We start from the raw sequence: 16,010 nt of genomic DNA on the forward strand, positions 1-16,010 counted from the left end.
AAAAATATGCGAGGAAATAATCTTAATGAAATGATAAGAATTTATGATAAATACATGTCTATTTATGGAGATGGCGATGTGTTTAGACTAGATGATGATGATTTATTGTATGCAAGTGAAATTTTAAATAAAGGAGGATTTTTTTGCTATGATGAGAAAATAGTTGATAGAGAGTATGATTTGATGTGTTATTTTGCTGTGATATTTTTACCTAAAAATGATTTAGCAAAACACGCTATTAAAATTTTAAAAACTTTGGAGAAAAATAGAGTTGGAGAACGCATGAAATTTTGGTTTTGCGATGATGAAAATTACGCTAAAATAAAAATTATTAGTTTATATATGGAAAGAAAATAAATATGGAAAAATTTTTAGAACAATTTAAGGAATTTAAGGAAAAAAACAAATCAAACTACAATCCTTTATTAAAGGTTTTGCCCGCTCATGATGAGGTGAATTTGCATAGTGGAATTTTAAAATCTTTACTTGATCCTAGTGAAAATCATAAACAAGGAAGATTATTTTTAGATTTATTTTTAAAAGAGATAAAATTAGAAGGTTGGTTTAGAGAAAGTGATAATGTAAAAGTCTTAAAAGAATATAAAAATATAGATATTTATATACATAATGGCACTAAACACATTATACTAGAAAATAAAATTTGGGCGAAAGATCAAAATGAGCAAATTGCTAGGTATATAGATACATTAAATAATGGAGAAAAGAAAGATATCGCAGTGATTTATCTTACTCCATATGGCGATAGAGATCCTAGTGAGAATAGTTTAAATGGTTGGAATATAGAAAATGTTGAAAATGAATTATTCTTAAAAAGAGGCAACGATAAAGTGCTATATAGACAAATTTCTTATGAGAAAGAAATTTTAACTTGGTTAAAAAAATCTCAAGAAAAGGTTAAAAATTTTTGCAATTTAAACCAAACTATAGAATTTTACAAAGATGCTATAAATAATGTCATAGGCAATGGTAGTGATATAATAAGCTTTTTGCAAAAGGAAAGTAAAGTTGGTTTTGAACAATTGTTTAAAGATTTAGTTAATAATAAGTCAAAATTATTGCCAAAAATATCAATGTATGAAAGAGATTATATTATCAATAAGTTTTTAGAAGAAACTTGCAAAGTTTTTGATAATGATTTTAGCATTGATAATGGCTCAAGCTATATTCAATTTATACTCAAACCAAAGAATTTAAGTAATAATGATGTATATTTTGCTTTTGCTTGGTTTGATACTACAAATTCTAAAAATTGGAAAAATTTTGGAATCAGACTTATAGGTGATATATCACAAGGAGATAGAGAAAAAATTCAAGAGAAAATACCTGAATTTAACGGATACACTTTATCTGATTATATAGTTTTTGATAAAAATCCTACAGCAGGAGCAATACTAAAATTTATTGAAGAAAATAAAGAAAAAATCAAAGAATTAAATGAAAAATTAAACGGAGTAAAAAACAATGAAAACTCTTGATATTTTGCTAGAAAAATGGAATGATTTTCATAAAAACTTATGTAGAGAATTTGTTCATCATGAAGTTTTTAATAATCACAATATAATAGAAGCTTTAAAAGAAAGTGAAAATTATCATTGTGAAGTAAAAACCATAGATGAAGAGATAGTGTTAAATCCGCAAGCTAAAATTCATATTTTAAGTTTTAAGCTCAGTGATGATAGAAAACTAAAAATAATCAATCAGTTTTTAAAAAACAATAAATACACAGGATGTTATTATGATGTCTTTTATACAAATGAGGTAAATGTGTATGAGGTTTTAAAAATCGAATTTTAATCCATAGCTTTAAGCTATGGATTAAGCTTTTAAAATTTTTATCATGGTTAAATTTACAGCATTCTAGTAAGGCTTGGCGGAGAGCTTTTTTCATTTTCACTCATATTTTGCATAGCTTCAAAACTTTGCATAGCTTCGCTTTTGTTATGGATTAAATTTAAATTTTTATAAGCTTGCTTTATATCAGGATTAAAACTAGTAAAACTTTTTTATAAAACTACCTTGCATTTTATAATGATAAAAATCTTTATTTTGAAAAGGTATCATAAGAACTTTGATATTTTTTTCTATATTTAACAAATGCTCGCAAACATTTTAAATCATATTTAGGTTTTTTAGTTTTAATTCTTCGCCTTTTTTAAGTAAAAATAAATTCGTATCAAGTTTTAGTATCTCATCATACTCAATCTCAATAACAATTTCTTCATTTTTATTTATCAAACCCCATTTTTCACCAAGCTTAACTTCAGCTAAGCCATCTTTAAACCCCAAAGCATTATCATACTTTGCTTCTATAACTAAATTTCCTTGTTTATCTATAAAACTCCATTTTCCGTTAAGTTCAACGCCGGCCAAGACATCATGAAAGCTGTTGATACCATCATATTTTACTTTTGTGATTAAATTTCCTTTTTTATCTATAAAGCCATATTTTGTTTTTGTACAACAAAATCCATATAAATCATCATTTAAGTGATAAATCTTGCCAGCGATTTTTTTTAGTATATTTCCATTGATGTCAAATAAGATCGAATCTTCTTCAAAACTTGCATAATACATTTCATCTTTTTTTATAACACCACAATTTATTATTTTTTTATTAGCAAGATTTTTATCTAGTTTTAAAAGTGTTGTTTTCACATGTTTTCCTTTTTTGATTGATATAATATTTTATTATAATGTATTTTTATAGACTACTGCTGTCTAGTTTGATGATTTTTGCTTAGAGATTGATATAAAAACTCTAAGCAGTGGCTTTTAATATAGTTATTATTTTACAAGCTCTTCTAAATGTTTTAAAATTTTTACCATGGCTAAAGTATCAAGTTTGCAGTATTCTAGCAAGGCTTGGCGGCAAGCTTTTCTTTTGTTTTCATCCATATTTTGCATAGTTTCAAAACTTTTCATAGCTTCGCTTCCATTCTGGATTAAACCTAAATTTTTATAAGCTTGCTCCATATCAGGGATTAGAGCTGGTAAAACTTTTTTTATAGAATAACTCCCTTGCATTTTATAATGATAATAATCTTTATTTTTAAAAGGTATCATAAGATCTTCGATATTTTTTTCTATATTTAACAAATGCTCGCTAAATTCAGGAAAAGCAAGCGCTAAATTCCTTATTACACCTTTTTCAAAGCTTGCATTATAAGCAAGTACGCAAACATCTTTTGGTATATCATTGATCAAATTTTTTGCAAGTTCATATCTTGGATCGATCCCACATTCGCTTAAAAATTCTTTATGTTCTAACTTGTCTTTATAGTCTATATGTAAAGAGTATTGAAAAGGAATTTGCATATAAGGTCTTATACCTTTATATTCAGGTATAGCTTGCATAAATGTTTCAAAATCTAAATGATATATAGGATAGGTTAGCGTATCTAAGAATTTTTTGATATTTTCTTTGTTTATGTAGATTTCTTTATTAAGTGAAGCTTTGATTTGAATTTGTTGATTTTCATTAAAGATAGATAGATCTTTTATATCTTTAAAATTGATTATATTTTTTTGATAGAGTTCAAATTTTTTATTTGCATTAAGCCTTGAAATACTAAAAATATTCTCACTTTCACATAAATTTCTTTGTTTAATCCAACAATACTCATATCCATCGCACTCATAAGGATCGAAACAATGTGTTCCTATGTCTATATTTGGCTCTTCATTTTTACTTAAAATTTCTTCAAAGTATTTTAAATTTTCTTTAACTTGGTTTTGATTTAATAAAACTTCTTTTGTGATATCATTGATCTTAAAAAGTTGATTTATATCAAGAAAATCGCCTCTATAGTATTCATTGTTTAAATGTATCAGATTAACTTGTTTGATTTTATAGCCTAAATTTGATAAAACATAATATTGCAAAGCACAATCATCTATATAAACATCTTTTAAAGATATAGAGCTTTTTACTTCGTTAATGATCATACCATCTTTAGTATTTTGTAAAATATCTATCATGATCAAAATGCCATCATAGCAAAAAGTAGCTTCGTAAATCACTTCTTGGTTATTTTCTAATAGTTTTCTAGTTTGTTCGCATTTTTCATTCAAAGAACTACCTTCAAATTCTATCTTTACTCCATTTGGAAAAAGCTCACAAGCTAGCTCGCCTACCTTGTTACCGGAGCTAAATTTATCCGAAGTATTCTCTGGGGTACTTAGTACTTCATCTTTGTAAGTTTTCAGCCATAAAGACTTAGCACATTGTGTGCCTCTTGTGTATCTTGATTTTGAAAAAAACATTATTTACCTTTCTTCGTTGTTTTATTTGAATTTTAGTCTATTTTATTAAAATAGGCTAGAGTATTATTTTTTTCAAAGGTTTATCTCACATTAGAGCATAAATTAGTCCGCTTGAAAAAGCAAAGCGTGCTAACGCATTTTGTTTTTATTCTCTTCTTTGCGCTACGGTTTTAAGATTGCTTTTTCTCAAAACTGCAAAAATACTAAGTCCATACCATAATCCTAATGTTATTTTTAAAGGTAGTATTAAAATCATTAGTAATGGATTGTTACGATTATCTCTTAGTGTTGTGTATGCTATATATAATACAACGCATTCCCATATAAAAGCAATGACACCCATAATCATTAGCGCAGTATCTCTTTCTATTCGCATTAGAAATAATGTCATAAAGATTATAAAGGCTAAAGGCAATACAGCAAATAATCCAACACACAAGCTAAGATCTATTGTATTTCTATATATGACTACCTTGCCTTTTTAACCCATAATACACAAGCACTGCAGCTATGATGATATATATCAAGATAGCTATGGTGATGATTATTGTATTGGTATAATCTTCTTGAGCTATTTTTGTGCTTGTATTGTTATCTATGGTTTTTTCTATTGTTATATCTTGTTGTGCTGTTGTATAATTTACTTCAGCATTAGTAAAAGTAAAGCATATACACATTAACACGCTTAAAATTAAAAATAGTTTTTTCATTTTATTCCTTTGTTTTTGATTTGTTATTTTAAATTTGATTTTTATTTTTTAACACCTCCATGACTTGATATTTTTTATTTTACAATTGTAATTTATTTTAGTGGACTGAGTTTGTCTATTTTAAATTTTTTATTTTGGTATAATTAACAATGCAAAAATTAAGTTATAATTATAAAAATCAAAACTAAGGAAAACTATGAGTGATTTAAAAACTAGTTTAGATGCAATTAAAGATAAAAATTTTGGTTATTTTTTTGATAAAGATAAATGCTATATTTATCATACTAAATTTGGTAGGGAGAGAAAAGAAGAGATTTTAAAAAATGAAGATATTAAAACAAAATTTGAAAAATTAACCGAAAACATTTATAAAGAAAATGGTGATACATTTGGTACATTAAAAAAAGCTTTTAAGGAATATTTACAATATTTTGGTGATAAAGATACTATTCATATTAAATTTTATGAAAATGGAAAATTTTTACGAACAAAAAGCGAAATTGTGAATAAATTTAGCGAAACATTTGGTAAAAAAATAGACGAGATAGATTTCAATCAAGGTAATTTTAATGATGAAACTTTTAAACAATGGTGGGATAAAAGTATAAATAGTGCTAGAATGCAAGGTAATGCCACAAATTTATTAAAAGATAAAGGTAAATTAATTGAAAATCTTAAGAAAATAAAAGAAGCAGCAAAGAGTGAAACTTTAACAAAATTATTTGAAGCGCTTAGTAAAGTAGAAGGTATGAGTGCTACTGCTAGAGAACTAGCATATTTTTTACAATTTAACTTAGAAAGTAATGATAAATTTCCACTTGCAAATGATGCTATGATAAATATGGCTAAATATATCTTTGAAATGCTAAATGAAGATTCAAAAAAGAAGCTTGAAGATATAAAAAAAGAGACAACTAAAACTAGAAATGAAGAAATATACTTTAACTTTGTTTTGGATGAACTTAAAATAAATGAAAATTCATATAATCTTCCAAAATACTATATTTTAGATCAATTTTTAAATTTGATTGATAAGATAAAAAAATCTGATTTGGCTTTGATTGCAAAAGAAAAATTAGCTGAAAATGATTTAGATCAAAGTGCGTATTATAAACTTTACAAAGCAGCTTATGATTTTGCAAATTTATGTGGCAAAGCAGATATAAAAAGCAATGATTTAGAAGGCTTTAAAAAGCTTTTAAAAACGCATAAAAACATCATTTTTCATGGAATTCCTGGAACTGGAAAAACCTACACTATAGTAAATAATGTAAAAAATATCATTAAAAATGAAAATCAAATGCTCATTACTCAATTTCACCCAAGTTTTTCTTATGAGGATTTTATAGAAGGTATTAAACCTGCAGGGATTGAAAATGGACAATTAAAACTTGAGCTTAAAAATGGAATTTTTAGAGAATTTTGTGATAAAGCAAAAGAAGAAGAAAAAGGATTTTTGGAAAAACTCGAAAAAGGAAATTTTAATGAAGCTCTAAGTGATCATGGGTATTTTTTCATAGCTGATGAGATTAACCGTGCGGAATTATCTAGGGTTTTTGGAGAATTACTTTATGCGCTTGAGTATAGAGGAGAAAAAGGTAAGATAAAAACACAATATGCCTCTATGAGAGATGATGAGGATTTTTATGTGCCTGAAAATATTTTTTTACTAGGAACTATGAATGATTTAGATAAAAGCATAGATAGTTTTGATTTAGCACTTAGAAGACGCTTTATATGGCAAGAAATGGAGTGTGATTATGATGTAATAAGAGATGAAATTTATGCAAATAATATTGAAGAATACGCACAAGCTTGTAAAAAATTAAACGATAAAATTAGTAAAGATATAGGTGAAAAATATCAACTTGGGCATTCTTATTTTCTCAAAATTGAATTTAAAAATGATGAGATTAAAGATAGTGATATGAAAAAACTTTTTAGCAACCGCTTTGAAGCGCTTTTAAAAGAGTATTTAAGAAGCGAATATAATGAAAAAGAAATACAAACACACTTGGATGATTTAAAAAAACTTTTTGTTATAGAAAAAAACGATGATAAAAATAAATGATAATAGCTTTATAGAAATAGAGCAAAAATCTTCAAGAATACAAGATTTTGATTTGTATTTTGAAGATTTTATAAAAAATGGAAATTTCTTTTCTTTTTTTAATGATGATGAAAAAATTTTAAGTAAAAATGCTAAAAATCCTATCATTTCATTGCGAACGATTGATGAAAATAAAAGGCAAATTGCTAGTGGAAATTATATAGGAAAAATTTCTTATAATGGTTTGGAAATTGAGATAAATTCCAGGTTTGGCAAGAAGTTTTTAGAAAGAATGCTAAATTATGCTAATGATGTATTTGTTGATGATGTGAGTATTTATCAAGATGTAAAAAAGGAAAGCAATATAAGTGAGTTTATACTTTTTTATATCTTTGTGCAAAAACTTGAAAAAAGTTTTTTGATAGGTTTGCCTAAAAATTATCAAAGTAAAAAATACAACGATTTGCGCTTTAAGGGAAATATCGATATGGTTGAATTTATAAAACACAATATCCCTTTAAAAGCAAAGGTTGCTACAAAAACAAGAGAGCAAATAGAAGATGTGCATATTATTAATGTATTATATAAAGCATTAGAAGTCATAGAAAAGAAAAATTCAGGCTTTTTAAAAAATGTAAAGCATATAAAAACCTATTTAGTGCAAAATAAAAGCGAGCATTGTTTTATAAAAGAAAGTTTAAATAAAGCCTTTTCTAGCAAAGCCTTGAGAAATCAAAACTATCAAAACTACAAAGAGCTTTTAAAATACGCAAAAATGATCATAGAAAGTCAAAATTTTACTAGTAAAAATAAAAATGATCAAAAAAGTTATGGTTTTATCGTTAATATAGCAGAGCTTTTTGAAATTTATATAAGTAAGCTTTTAAGAAATAATTTTGAAGAATATATGGTTGATTCTCCAAAGCTTGAAATTTATAAAAATAGCTTTTATAAACGCTATATAATACCTGATATTGTTTTGTCTAAAGATGATACATACATGGTTTTTGATACTAAATATAAAAGAATGAAAATGGAAGGTAGAAGCCAAAATGGCATGGGAGATTTAGACAGAAATGATTTGTTTCAAATTCATACTTATATGGGGTATTATCAAAAGATAGGCAAGGTGCTTTTAGGTGGACTTTTATATCCTATGCAAGAATTTGAAAAAGCAAAATGCCATAGTGAAAATTCTATCCTTTCAGATGAGTATAAATTTATAGTTGATGGAATTTTTCTTGAAGATAGTCAAGATAAAGAAATCACTCTTGAGTATATTATCCAAAAAGAAACGCAATTTATAGAAAGGATCAAAGAGCTACTAAAACAATCATTTTAGTAGCTTAGTAAAAGAAATCTTTCTTTCTATATCCTCGTGAGCGATAGAGTTTATTTCTAGTTTATAGGGTTTAAAATTTTTCGTGCTAATATTAGCAAATAAAATATCCAAACTCACATCTAAAAGTTTTTTTAAACCTTTTGAAAAATCATAATCTTTTAAATAAAAATTATTTCTTATCAAATTTTCATTTTGTTTTATAATTTCTAGCAATTCTTGCTCTTTAATATAAAATAACCCTTCTATAAGTATGTTTTGATAAGGTGAGATGTCGTTGATATTTAGCACTTTTTTATCTATCCAGCCATTTTTAGGAAAGGCATATGCACTTGCAAGATGATAGAGTTTGCTTTTTGTGTTTGTTTTTTTTAATTTATAGTGTATTTTTGCATTATGTTTTATAAAATCAACAACACAAAAATGTTTAAAATCCGCATAATTTTGACTTAAAAAATTTTCAAAAGACAAAAGTTTGCTTTGAGTATTTTCATCTAAAAAATATCCATTTTCTAAATGATAACTTTGGCTTAGTAGTTGTATATTTTCTGTGTTTTGAATTTGTGTTTGGAAATTAAACTCATCATTGTTTGTTTCATATAATACTTTAATGTGTTCTTTTGCTTTTATATCATTAAATCCAAACACAAAGCTTTTGTGTATTGTTCCTTGAAGTGTTATGTTCATAGTTTTATCCTTTTTATAAAAATCCCATGTTGATTTTTTCATCATCTGATTTGAGTTTTGATTCTTTTTCTAATTTTTCTAAAAACTCATCGGCGTTTTTGATTTTAAAAATTTTATTTTGTCTAAGAATTAGCGCAAAATCACCCAAACAAATGTTTTGAAGTCTTAAGAGTCTTTTTGTAATTTGCTTTTTATCAAAGCTTAAATTTAATTCTTTGGCAAAAAATTCAAAAGCCTTTAAAAGCTTTTCTTGCTTTAATGCTTGAAATTCTATCTTTAGATCAAATCTTCTTATACTAGCTTTATCAAGGCTTTGTAGGTAATTTGTTGAAACTATGAAAATGCCTTCAAAATTTTCCATTTGCATAAGCATTTCATTGACTAAGCTTTTTTCCCAGCTTTTATTTGCTTCATCTCTACTATAAATTAACGCATCGATTTCATCAAGCTGTAAGATAGCATTATCATTAGAAGCTTTTTTGAAAATGTTTGCGATATTTTTTTCATTATTGCCCACAAAAGGATCTAAAATATCACTAAGTTTATAAGAATGTAAAGTTTTATTTAAAACATTGGCTAGTTCTTTGCCAAACTCGCTTTTTCCACTGCCTGCTATGCCATAGCTTAAAATTCTCAAACTTGAATTTTTATCGATATTGTTTATTAGTTCTTGTAAATTTAAATCACATTCTATCAAGCTTAAATCGTATTTTTTGTCTTTTTTTGGCATTGAAATGCCCTGAAGTGATCTTGCTTTTAAATTTTCATTGATCAATCTTACAAATACTTCTTGGCTTTTGCTTTTAAAGATCTTAGCATTATTTGCACATTTTAAAATAACCCCTTGAGAAAGTTCAGGATGAGAAGCTATATTTTCTATAATGGCTTCATCTATTTTTATATTTTTCTTGTTGAATAGCTTTTTTATATTTTGAATTTTCTTTTCTTTAGGCATACTTTCAAGCTCTAAAATCACATCAAAACGCCTCAAATACGCCTCATCCATGTCTTTGGAATTTGATAAAAATACACAAACGCCATTTTCTTCATCTAAGATTTTGTTGATTTTTAATTTCTCTTTTAAAGAATCATAGCAAAGGCTATCTTCACACTCATCAAAGACTATTATTTGCTTTTTTGGATTGAGTATCTTTTTAAGTGCGTAAAAATTTGAAATTCTACTTGATTTTTTATCATTTTCACAATCTTTAACGCACAATGCTTCTTTTCCAAGCTCTTTAGCTATGAGTGCGCTAAGCTTGTTTTTGCCCACACCTGCTTTTCCATATATAAAAATATTCCCCTTTTGGCGTTTTTTTAAAAAAGTAATGATAGTATTTAATTCTTCTTGTATATAGTCAAAATCATTCAAATTTAGTCTAGTTTTAGGTAAAAAATAAGAAAACTCACCCATAAGTGTAGTTTTGCTAATATCTTGAGTGAAAATGCTTTCAAAATTATTTACATCTATACCAAAGGCATCACTATCATAATAGCACAAGGCATCTAGTTTAAAAAGCATAGAATCATCACTTAAGGCTTTATTGACATCTTTTGAAGTGTGGTTGAAAATTTTTTCTATGATTTTTTTGCCTAAAGCAGTGCTATAACCTTGGTGTAAAGCAAATCTACCTTTGTTTGCATAGTAAAAAAATGCAAACACATCACATTCTGCTTGAGTAAAATTTAAGTATTTTTTAAGATAACTTAGATTTTTCTTTAAAAAGCTAGGATAGATAAATTTGGAGTATTGTTTGTAGATAAAACTAGGGATTTTACTATCTTTTTCTAGTGTATCTTCAAATTCGCTGTAAAAATCTTTTTTGATTTGTTTGCTGTTTGAGAGCATTTGTGCGTGTAGTGAGATGACTTTTACATTATGTGAGTAATAATCAAAATCCGCAATGTGAGTAAGAGTAGAAGTATTTGATTGCATTATAAACCTTTAAACTAAGATATAATATAATGCAATTATAAACAAAATAACTAGACTTTAGTTGTCTAGTTATGAAAAATTATTAATATCATCACTATGTGTGTATCTATCATAAGCTAGTCTTGGTAAAAAGACTATGTGTTTTAAATTTAGGCTTTGTTTAAAAGTATGGATAATGCTTTCCTTGCTAAGTGTTGGATTTTGGCTAAAAATTTTCTCACACATAAAGGCAACATCATGTTTTCTTATGAAATTACCTCCATCAAGGATTAAATTTAAGTGATTTTTTAGAGGTTTTATAGTGGTTTTTAAATGCGGATAATTTCTAAGATAATCAGGATCATAAATATAGCTTGTCGCCGTATTTTCATACACTAAAGGCATGAAATCTCTTAACCATATATCATTACTTGGTATTTCTTTAAAAGCGATGTTAAATTTAGTAAATTTTGCACAAGATTTTGATAAATTCTTTTATGTTTTGATGATAAAAGTGTAGAAATGGCTATCATTCATCACTCTTTTGCATGCTTAAAACTAACAACTCATCATCATAAATAATGTCATATTGTAAGATATCTCCCCAAAGTTTTAATTTGCCTTGTAAATTTTCATAATGCTTTATAGCTAGTTCTTTGAGCTTTTGCATGATTTGTGTTTTATCAAGATAGAGCATATCATTACTAATAGGAAATTTAAGCACGCGTAAGTGAGATAAAAACATCAAAGTATGTAAAGGCTCGCTTTTGCGTTTAAAATTTGTTTTTATGATGGCTTTTGCTTCTTGTAATTTTGTGTGTTTATCTTTTAGTAAAATACTTTGTTCTAAAATTAAATTCAAAATTTCTTTATCTAAAATAAAATCAAATTTTTGTATAAATTCTAAAGAGGAATTTACCATATCATAGTGTCCTTTTAAAAGCCATTCTTGTATGCTTTCGCATTCTAAAAACAAAGTTTTTGTTTTGGTAAATTTTTCTACATTGTTATAACCAAATTTCTTTGCAAGTAAAGTCTCATCGGTGTGAGTTAGGATGTGTTTCATGGTTTGAAGCATTTTTATCCTTTTTAAATGATTTGAAAAATCATATCTAAAAAAAGCAGACAATGGTAGTCTATATTTTTGTAGTATAATTGTGAAAATTATTTTAAAGGCATTGTGAATGAAAAATTTTATTGAAGAATTATTAAGTGTTAATGATAAATTTGAAGAAAATACCAAAAAAGGCATGAGTGATATAAATATTTTTGAAGCTTTGGGAGTTGAGTATAAAGAAAATTATCATTCTAAATTTATAGCTTATTTGATAGATCCACATGGTGATCATTATCAAGAGTTTTTTGCAAATGAGTTTTTAAAAAAGCTTGGAAGATATACAAAGGCTGGTAAATTTAAAAATCTTACAGCTCATGACATAGAAAGAGTAGAAACAGAAGCTTGTGTAAAAGATAATAGAAGGATCGATATACTTATAAGTTTAAAAGATAAAAGATATATCATCATAGAAAATAAACTTTATGCAAAAGATCAGCCAAATCAACTCAAAGACTACATAAAATACATAAGAGAAAAAGGTAAAAACATAGATGATTTTCATGAAAATATACTTACTATTTATTTGCATAAAAATGAAGATACCGAGCCTAGCAAATATAGCCTAGGCACAAGAAATGGGTTTAAAATAAATAATGATCTTATATATGATAGCTATGATAAAAAAATGAGTTTTTATCTAAAAATGGATTATAAATGGATAAAAGAGTGGATTAATGCTTGTATAGGTGTGTGTGAGAATAAAGTTAAAAACAATGAAATTGATAAAAAATTTAAAAATGATATGCAAAATGTGATTTTTACTTTAAATCAATATAAAAACATTTTAGAATGGTATGTAACAGATGAATATGTAGCTAGGGATTATGTATTAAATTTTCTAAAAGAAAGTAAAGAAAATTTAAAAAATACTAAGACTTTGCATAGATATACTAAAAATAAAAGTGATTTCAAAGATGTGGATAATGATAAATATAAAAAAGCAAAAGAAATAGTAAGAGAGAAATGGGATGAAATTTGTGAAGAATTAGTAAATGATTTTTTTAATGAGCTTGAAAAAGAATTTGAAAAAGAACGAACTATATGTGATGAAAAATGGTTTGGATATAAGCTTGATGAGAAAAGAGTTAATTACGATTGGTTTGATTTTTATCCAAAAATTTATGAAGATGATAATGATGTGTGGCCTAGTGTGGGTGTTTTTTTTGGAAAAGGTGATTATGATAATTTTGGATTGACTTTTAAAATTAATTGTAATGAAGAGGATGAAAAATATAAAGAATTCTTTCAAAACTCAAATATAAGAAATGACAATATCCGCAGAAGTGGTGATCATTATTACTATGATGTATTTGAAAATTTTAACTTTAAAGAAAAATATGCTTTTGCGTATTGGCTAATAAATAATCATGGCAATTGGATGACAGAATTTTCCAAAATTTTAGAAGAGTTTTTAAATAAAGAAACTATAAAAAGCGCTTTAAAAAAGATAAACAATGAATTAAAACCAAACAAATAAGCAATCATTTGCTTATTTGATCAAGGTATTCTCTAATTACTTCTTTGACTTTATTTGCTATGAAATCAGGTTCTAAAACCTTTACATAAGGTATGTAATAATACACTAAAGGTAAAATTTCCATTTCATGAGTTATCTCAAGCTCTATTTCTATGGAGCCATCTTTGTCTTTGCCGGTGATGATTTGTGAATTTAGAGGCTTTCTTTCAAAGTATTTTCGCACAGGTTCTTCTACTAAAAGCCTTACCGTAAAAGGCTTATCAAGACTAAACCATATAGAATTTACTCTTTGAAGTTTTACTTCTAAACTCTCATCGGTTTGAAAATGTTCTTGGGTTAGGGTGATGTTTTGGATATTTTTTAAATAAAATTTTTTGAAAATATCACGTTTTTTCATATCAAAAACAAGTAAATACCAAAATCCACTAAAAAAAGCTAGTTTTAAAGGTTTTACTTGGAAAAGTTTATTTTCATATTTAAAGACAATTTGTGTTTTGGTGTTGATGGCTTGTTCAAGAATTTGAAAATTGCTTAAATCTTTTTCTTCTAGCTTTTCTGCATCTAGGCTAGTATGGATAGGGTTAGAGATATTTTGAGAAAGTTTAGAAAGTAGGGGATGAGCCTTAGCATAAAAGCTATTTCCAGCACTTTTTGCCATGGTATCAAGCACTTCAAGGATTATTTTTTCATCATCTTGCTCTTGAATGTCTTTGCTTGTATCGATACGCCATTTTCTTCCATTTTTAATAAGCCCCATAGGCTCAAAAACCCCTTGCATGTCTCTTTTTATGGTTTTAGCGCTTACATTGAGTTCTTGGGCTAGTTCTTTTATAGTTATGCCATTTTCAGACTTTACTAATTTTTCATATAAAACTTCAAGGCGTGTTAGTTTGGAATTTGCAATGTATTTTTTAAGATCTTTCATGATTTTTCTCTAAATTTTTTAAAATATTAACAACAATTGCTTTATAAACAAATAAAGTCTAGTTTATAAACGCTGCAAGACTTATAGTTTGGAAATGAAAGTTTATTTAGAAAATAATATTTGAGAGTAAAAGATGATAAATATATAATTATTAGAATACAAAAGATTGTTTTTACTAGGTTTAATTAAGAGTGATGAAAGTATAGGTCAAAGCAGACAAGCTTGTAAAAAAATATATGATTTGCTATATCAACAAGATTTATCAAATATAAAATTAGAAATTACAAACAAATTTTAGAAAGGAGTAAGCTTAGAGTAGGTTACCACATAATCCCCCTAAAAAAAGGGGATAAGGTTAATAAGCCTTGACTATAATCATACTTAGTAGTATAATTATAAAGATTATGTGGATTATATAGCTCAAATTTAATCACCTACTTTCTAGGGTTAGATTAAGCCATAGGGGGTCAGACCTACGGCTAACCCTTGAAAGTATTATACAAAACCTACTTTAAACTACAAATAATATGTCATTTTTATTTAACAATACAAAGCTTTATATTGCTTTAGCATTAATGCTTATGCTTAATGTATTCTTATATCTTAAGCTAGATAGTACAAATGCAAAATTAGAAAAAAGTCAAAGTGATTTAAATTTAGCTTTGGGTGTAAACAATGAACTCACAAGGATTACTCAGGAGCTTAAAATAAGACACGAACAAGAGCTAAAAGCACTCTTTCATGCAAATACTCAAAAAAATCAAATCAAAACAAGGGTTAATGATGTTAAAAACTATATATCCAAAAGCAATGAAACTAATACCACTAAGCTTTTTAATGCTATGCTTGATAGGCTGTGGGAGCAAAACACAAGTATTAACCAAAATACAAATTCAAAAAGTGCAAATACCAAATGAGCTTTTAGAATTTGATAGAGCGCATAAACCTATAGTGCAAGATGAAAAAGATATATTAAAAGCTTATAGTGAGCTTTTTTACCACTATAAGCAATGTGAGATCAATATAGAAAAAATCAAGGAGTTGAATCAGTGATTTTATCTGCTAATTTTTTGAGTTTCACAATATACTACTTTCTTTTGGATTTCTAGTATATGTTGTGACAACATATCGTTTATTGAAATTACCATTCCAAAAGCTTAGATAATCTAGCGATAGATTCTAACAATGATGGTTTTAATGATACTTGTAATTCTTCAATACCACCTGCAAACAATTGTGTTAAAAGTAGGAAAGTATGTCCATTTAACGAAGAAAGAGAATGTGTTTTAACAGATAATAAGTATCAATGTTCTCCGTTTCCTTGCATAGAAGGTGCTAGCCATATCGAAGATGATGATGCTCAAGTTGGTATTAATGATGAAAATAATAATGGTTGGGAATATGATGGTTCTTATAGAGGATAAATTTTTATCTTTAATAAAAAAGATAATAGATGTCGCTCTAAAGACAAATTTTTTGGCTTAACTGAGGGTGGAGGGGGGGTTA

Annotated in this window: 16 protein-coding genes and 1 pseudogene; 8 read left to right on the forward strand and 9 right to left on the reverse strand. The window is 26.7% G+C overall.

The window, feature by feature from the left end; all coding sequences use genetic code 11:
* Nucleotides 1–6 precede the first annotated feature (6 nt).
* The 3 genes from L8W69_RS01125 to L8W69_RS01135 are packed head-to-tail and all read left to right on the forward strand — an operon-like array spanning nt 7 to nt 1,815.
* Complete coding sequence (locus tag L8W69_RS01125; protein WP_012661594.1) at nt 7–357, forward strand: hypothetical protein; 351 nt, start codon at nt 7–9, stop codon at nt 355–357.
* 2 nt (nt 358–359) lie between these two features.
* Entirely contained in the window at nt 360–1,496 is a 1,137-nt protein-coding gene (locus tag L8W69_RS01130) for a PD-(D/E)XK nuclease family protein (protein WP_263666207.1), read from the forward strand.
* Nucleotides 1,483–1,815, forward strand: a complete 333-nt coding sequence (locus L8W69_RS01135; protein WP_012661592.1) for a hypothetical protein — start codon at nt 1,483–1,485, stop codon at nt 1,813–1,815. Before L8W69_RS01130 ends, L8W69_RS01135 begins: the two co-directional genes overlap by 14 nt.
* A gap of 315 nt (nt 1,816–2,130) precedes the next feature.
* On the opposite strand, the gene L8W69_RS01140 is transcribed toward L8W69_RS01135, so the two are convergent.
* From L8W69_RS01140 to L8W69_RS01155, 4 genes are all read right to left on the reverse strand, one after another.
* Nucleotides 2,131–2,676: a WG repeat-containing protein gene (locus tag L8W69_RS01140; protein WP_012661591.1), complete on the reverse strand. Its 546-nt coding sequence runs from the start codon at nt 2,674–2,676 to the stop codon at nt 2,131–2,133.
* Between the two features lie 129 nt (nt 2,677–2,805).
* Entirely contained in the window at nt 2,806–4,284 is a 1,479-nt protein-coding gene (locus tag L8W69_RS01145) for a DUF2779 domain-containing protein (protein ID WP_263666209.1), read from the reverse strand.
* 145 nt (nt 4,285–4,429) lie between these two features.
* Nucleotides 4,430–4,660 (reverse strand): hypothetical protein, encoded by a 231-nt coding sequence (locus L8W69_RS01150; protein WP_263666210.1) that lies wholly within the window; start codon nt 4,658–4,660, stop codon nt 4,430–4,432.
* An 82-nt stretch (nt 4,661–4,742) separates the two neighbouring features.
* On the reverse strand, nt 4,743–4,994 hold the full coding sequence (locus L8W69_RS01155; protein ID WP_263666211.1) for a hypothetical protein: 252 nt from the start codon (nt 4,992–4,994) through the stop codon (nt 4,743–4,745).
* 196 nt (nt 4,995–5,190) lie between these two features.
* Here L8W69_RS01155 and L8W69_RS01160 point away from each other — a divergent pair, with 196 nt between their 5' ends.
* On the forward strand, nt 5,191–7,065 hold the full coding sequence (locus L8W69_RS01160) for an McrB family protein (protein WP_263666213.1): 1,875 nt from the start codon (nt 5,191–5,193) through the stop codon (nt 7,063–7,065).
* Entirely contained in the window at nt 7,049–8,386 is a 1,338-nt protein-coding gene (locus tag L8W69_RS01165; RefSeq protein ID WP_263666214.1) for an McrC family protein, read from the forward strand. Before L8W69_RS01160 ends, L8W69_RS01165 begins: the two co-directional genes overlap by 17 nt.
* Here L8W69_RS01165 and L8W69_RS01170 read toward each other — a convergent pair.
* The 4 genes and pseudogenes from L8W69_RS01170 to L8W69_RS01185 form a co-directional block, all read right to left on the reverse strand.
* Complete coding sequence (locus L8W69_RS01170; RefSeq protein WP_263666215.1) at nt 8,378–9,070, reverse strand: hypothetical protein; 693 nt, start codon at nt 9,068–9,070, stop codon at nt 8,378–8,380. The genes L8W69_RS01165 and L8W69_RS01170 overlap by 9 nt on opposite strands.
* Before the next feature lie 13 nt (nt 9,071–9,083).
* Entirely contained in the window at nt 9,084–11,006 is a 1,923-nt protein-coding gene (locus L8W69_RS01175) for an AAA family ATPase (RefSeq protein ID WP_263666216.1), read from the reverse strand.
* A 69-nt stretch (nt 11,007–11,075) separates the two neighbouring features.
* Nucleotides 11,076–11,441 (reverse strand): annotated as a pseudogene (locus L8W69_RS01180) (agmatine deiminase family protein); the annotation flags it as partial.
* Nucleotides 11,442–11,514: 73 nt separating this feature from the next.
* On the reverse strand, nt 11,515–12,063 hold the full coding sequence (locus L8W69_RS01185; RefSeq protein ID WP_263666218.1) for a hypothetical protein: 549 nt from the start codon (nt 12,061–12,063) through the stop codon (nt 11,515–11,517).
* A 106-nt stretch (nt 12,064–12,169) separates the two neighbouring features.
* Here L8W69_RS01185 and L8W69_RS01190 point away from each other — a divergent pair, with 106 nt between their 5' ends.
* A complete protein-coding gene (locus L8W69_RS01190; protein WP_263666220.1) occupies nt 12,170–13,579 on the forward strand; it encodes a PD-(D/E)XK nuclease family protein in 1,410 nt (469 codons plus the stop codon).
* 4 nt (nt 13,580–13,583) lie between these two features.
* On the opposite strand, the gene L8W69_RS01195 is transcribed toward L8W69_RS01190, so the two are convergent.
* On the reverse strand, nt 13,584–14,504 hold the full coding sequence (locus L8W69_RS01195) for a helix-turn-helix transcriptional regulator (RefSeq protein WP_263666221.1): 921 nt from the start codon (nt 14,502–14,504) through the stop codon (nt 13,584–13,586).
* A gap of 527 nt (nt 14,505–15,031) precedes the next feature.
* On the opposite strand from L8W69_RS01195, the gene L8W69_RS01200 reads away from it, so the two are divergent.
* Both L8W69_RS01200 and L8W69_RS01205 read left to right on the forward strand, forming a co-directional pair.
* The gene (locus tag L8W69_RS01200) at nt 15,032–15,421 is read left to right on the forward strand and encodes a hypothetical protein (protein ID WP_263666222.1); all 390 of its coding nucleotides are present in this window, start codon (nt 15,032–15,034) and stop codon (nt 15,419–15,421) included.
* A complete protein-coding gene (locus L8W69_RS01205; RefSeq protein ID WP_250325339.1) occupies nt 15,405–15,557 on the forward strand; it encodes a hypothetical protein in 153 nt (50 codons plus the stop codon). Before L8W69_RS01200 ends, L8W69_RS01205 begins: the two co-directional genes overlap by 17 nt.
* The last annotated feature ends 453 nt before the right edge of the window (nt 15,558–16,010 follow it).

It is taken from the genome of Campylobacter sp. CNRCH_2016_3089 (genome assembly GCF_025772505.1).
Classification (GTDB): Bacteria; Campylobacterota; Campylobacteria; order Campylobacterales; family Campylobacteraceae; genus Campylobacter_D; species Campylobacter_D lari_D.

Bases quoted from the DNA above. Each gene is read 5' to 3' on its own strand.
- L8W69_RS01150 (WP_263666210.1), bottom strand. From the start codon at position 4,660: ATGCGAATAGAAAGAGATACTGCGCTAATGATTATGGGTGTCATTGCT.
- L8W69_RS01145 (WP_263666209.1), bottom strand. From the start codon at position 4,284: ATGTTTTTTTCAAAATCAAGATACACAAGAGGCACACAATGTGCTAAG.
- L8W69_RS01165 (WP_263666214.1), top strand. From the start codon at position 7,049: ATGATAAAAATAAATGATAATAGCTTTATAGAAATAGAGCAAAAATCT.
- L8W69_RS01160 (WP_263666213.1), top strand. From the start codon at position 5,191: ATGAGTGATTTAAAAACTAGTTTAGATGCAATTAAAGATAAAAATTTT.
- L8W69_RS01170 (WP_263666215.1), bottom strand. From the start codon at position 9,070: ATGAACATAACACTTCAAGGAACAATACACAAAAGCTTTGTGTTTGGA.
- L8W69_RS01135 (WP_012661592.1), top strand. From the start codon at position 1,483: ATGAAAACTCTTGATATTTTGCTAGAAAAATGGAATGATTTTCATAAA.
- L8W69_RS01190 (WP_263666220.1), top strand. From the start codon at position 12,170: ATGAAAAATTTTATTGAAGAATTATTAAGTGTTAATGATAAATTTGAA.
- L8W69_RS01195 (WP_263666221.1), bottom strand. From the start codon at position 14,504: ATGAAAGATCTTAAAAAATACATTGCAAATTCCAAACTAACACGCCTT.
- L8W69_RS01130 (WP_263666207.1), top strand. From the start codon at position 360: ATGGAAAAATTTTTAGAACAATTTAAGGAATTTAAGGAAAAAAACAAA.
- L8W69_RS01175 (WP_263666216.1), bottom strand. From the start codon at position 11,006: ATGCAATCAAATACTTCTACTCTTACTCACATTGCGGATTTTGATTAT.
- L8W69_RS01125 (WP_012661594.1), top strand. From the start codon at position 7: ATGCGAGGAAATAATCTTAATGAAATGATAAGAATTTATGATAAATAC.
- L8W69_RS01200 (WP_263666222.1), top strand. From the start codon at position 15,032: ATGTCATTTTTATTTAACAATACAAAGCTTTATATTGCTTTAGCATTA.
- L8W69_RS01155 (WP_263666211.1), bottom strand. From the start codon at position 4,994: ATGAAAAAACTATTTTTAATTTTAAGCGTGTTAATGTGTATATGCTTT.
- L8W69_RS01185 (WP_263666218.1), bottom strand. From the start codon at position 12,063: ATGCTTCAAACCATGAAACACATCCTAACTCACACCGATGAGACTTTA.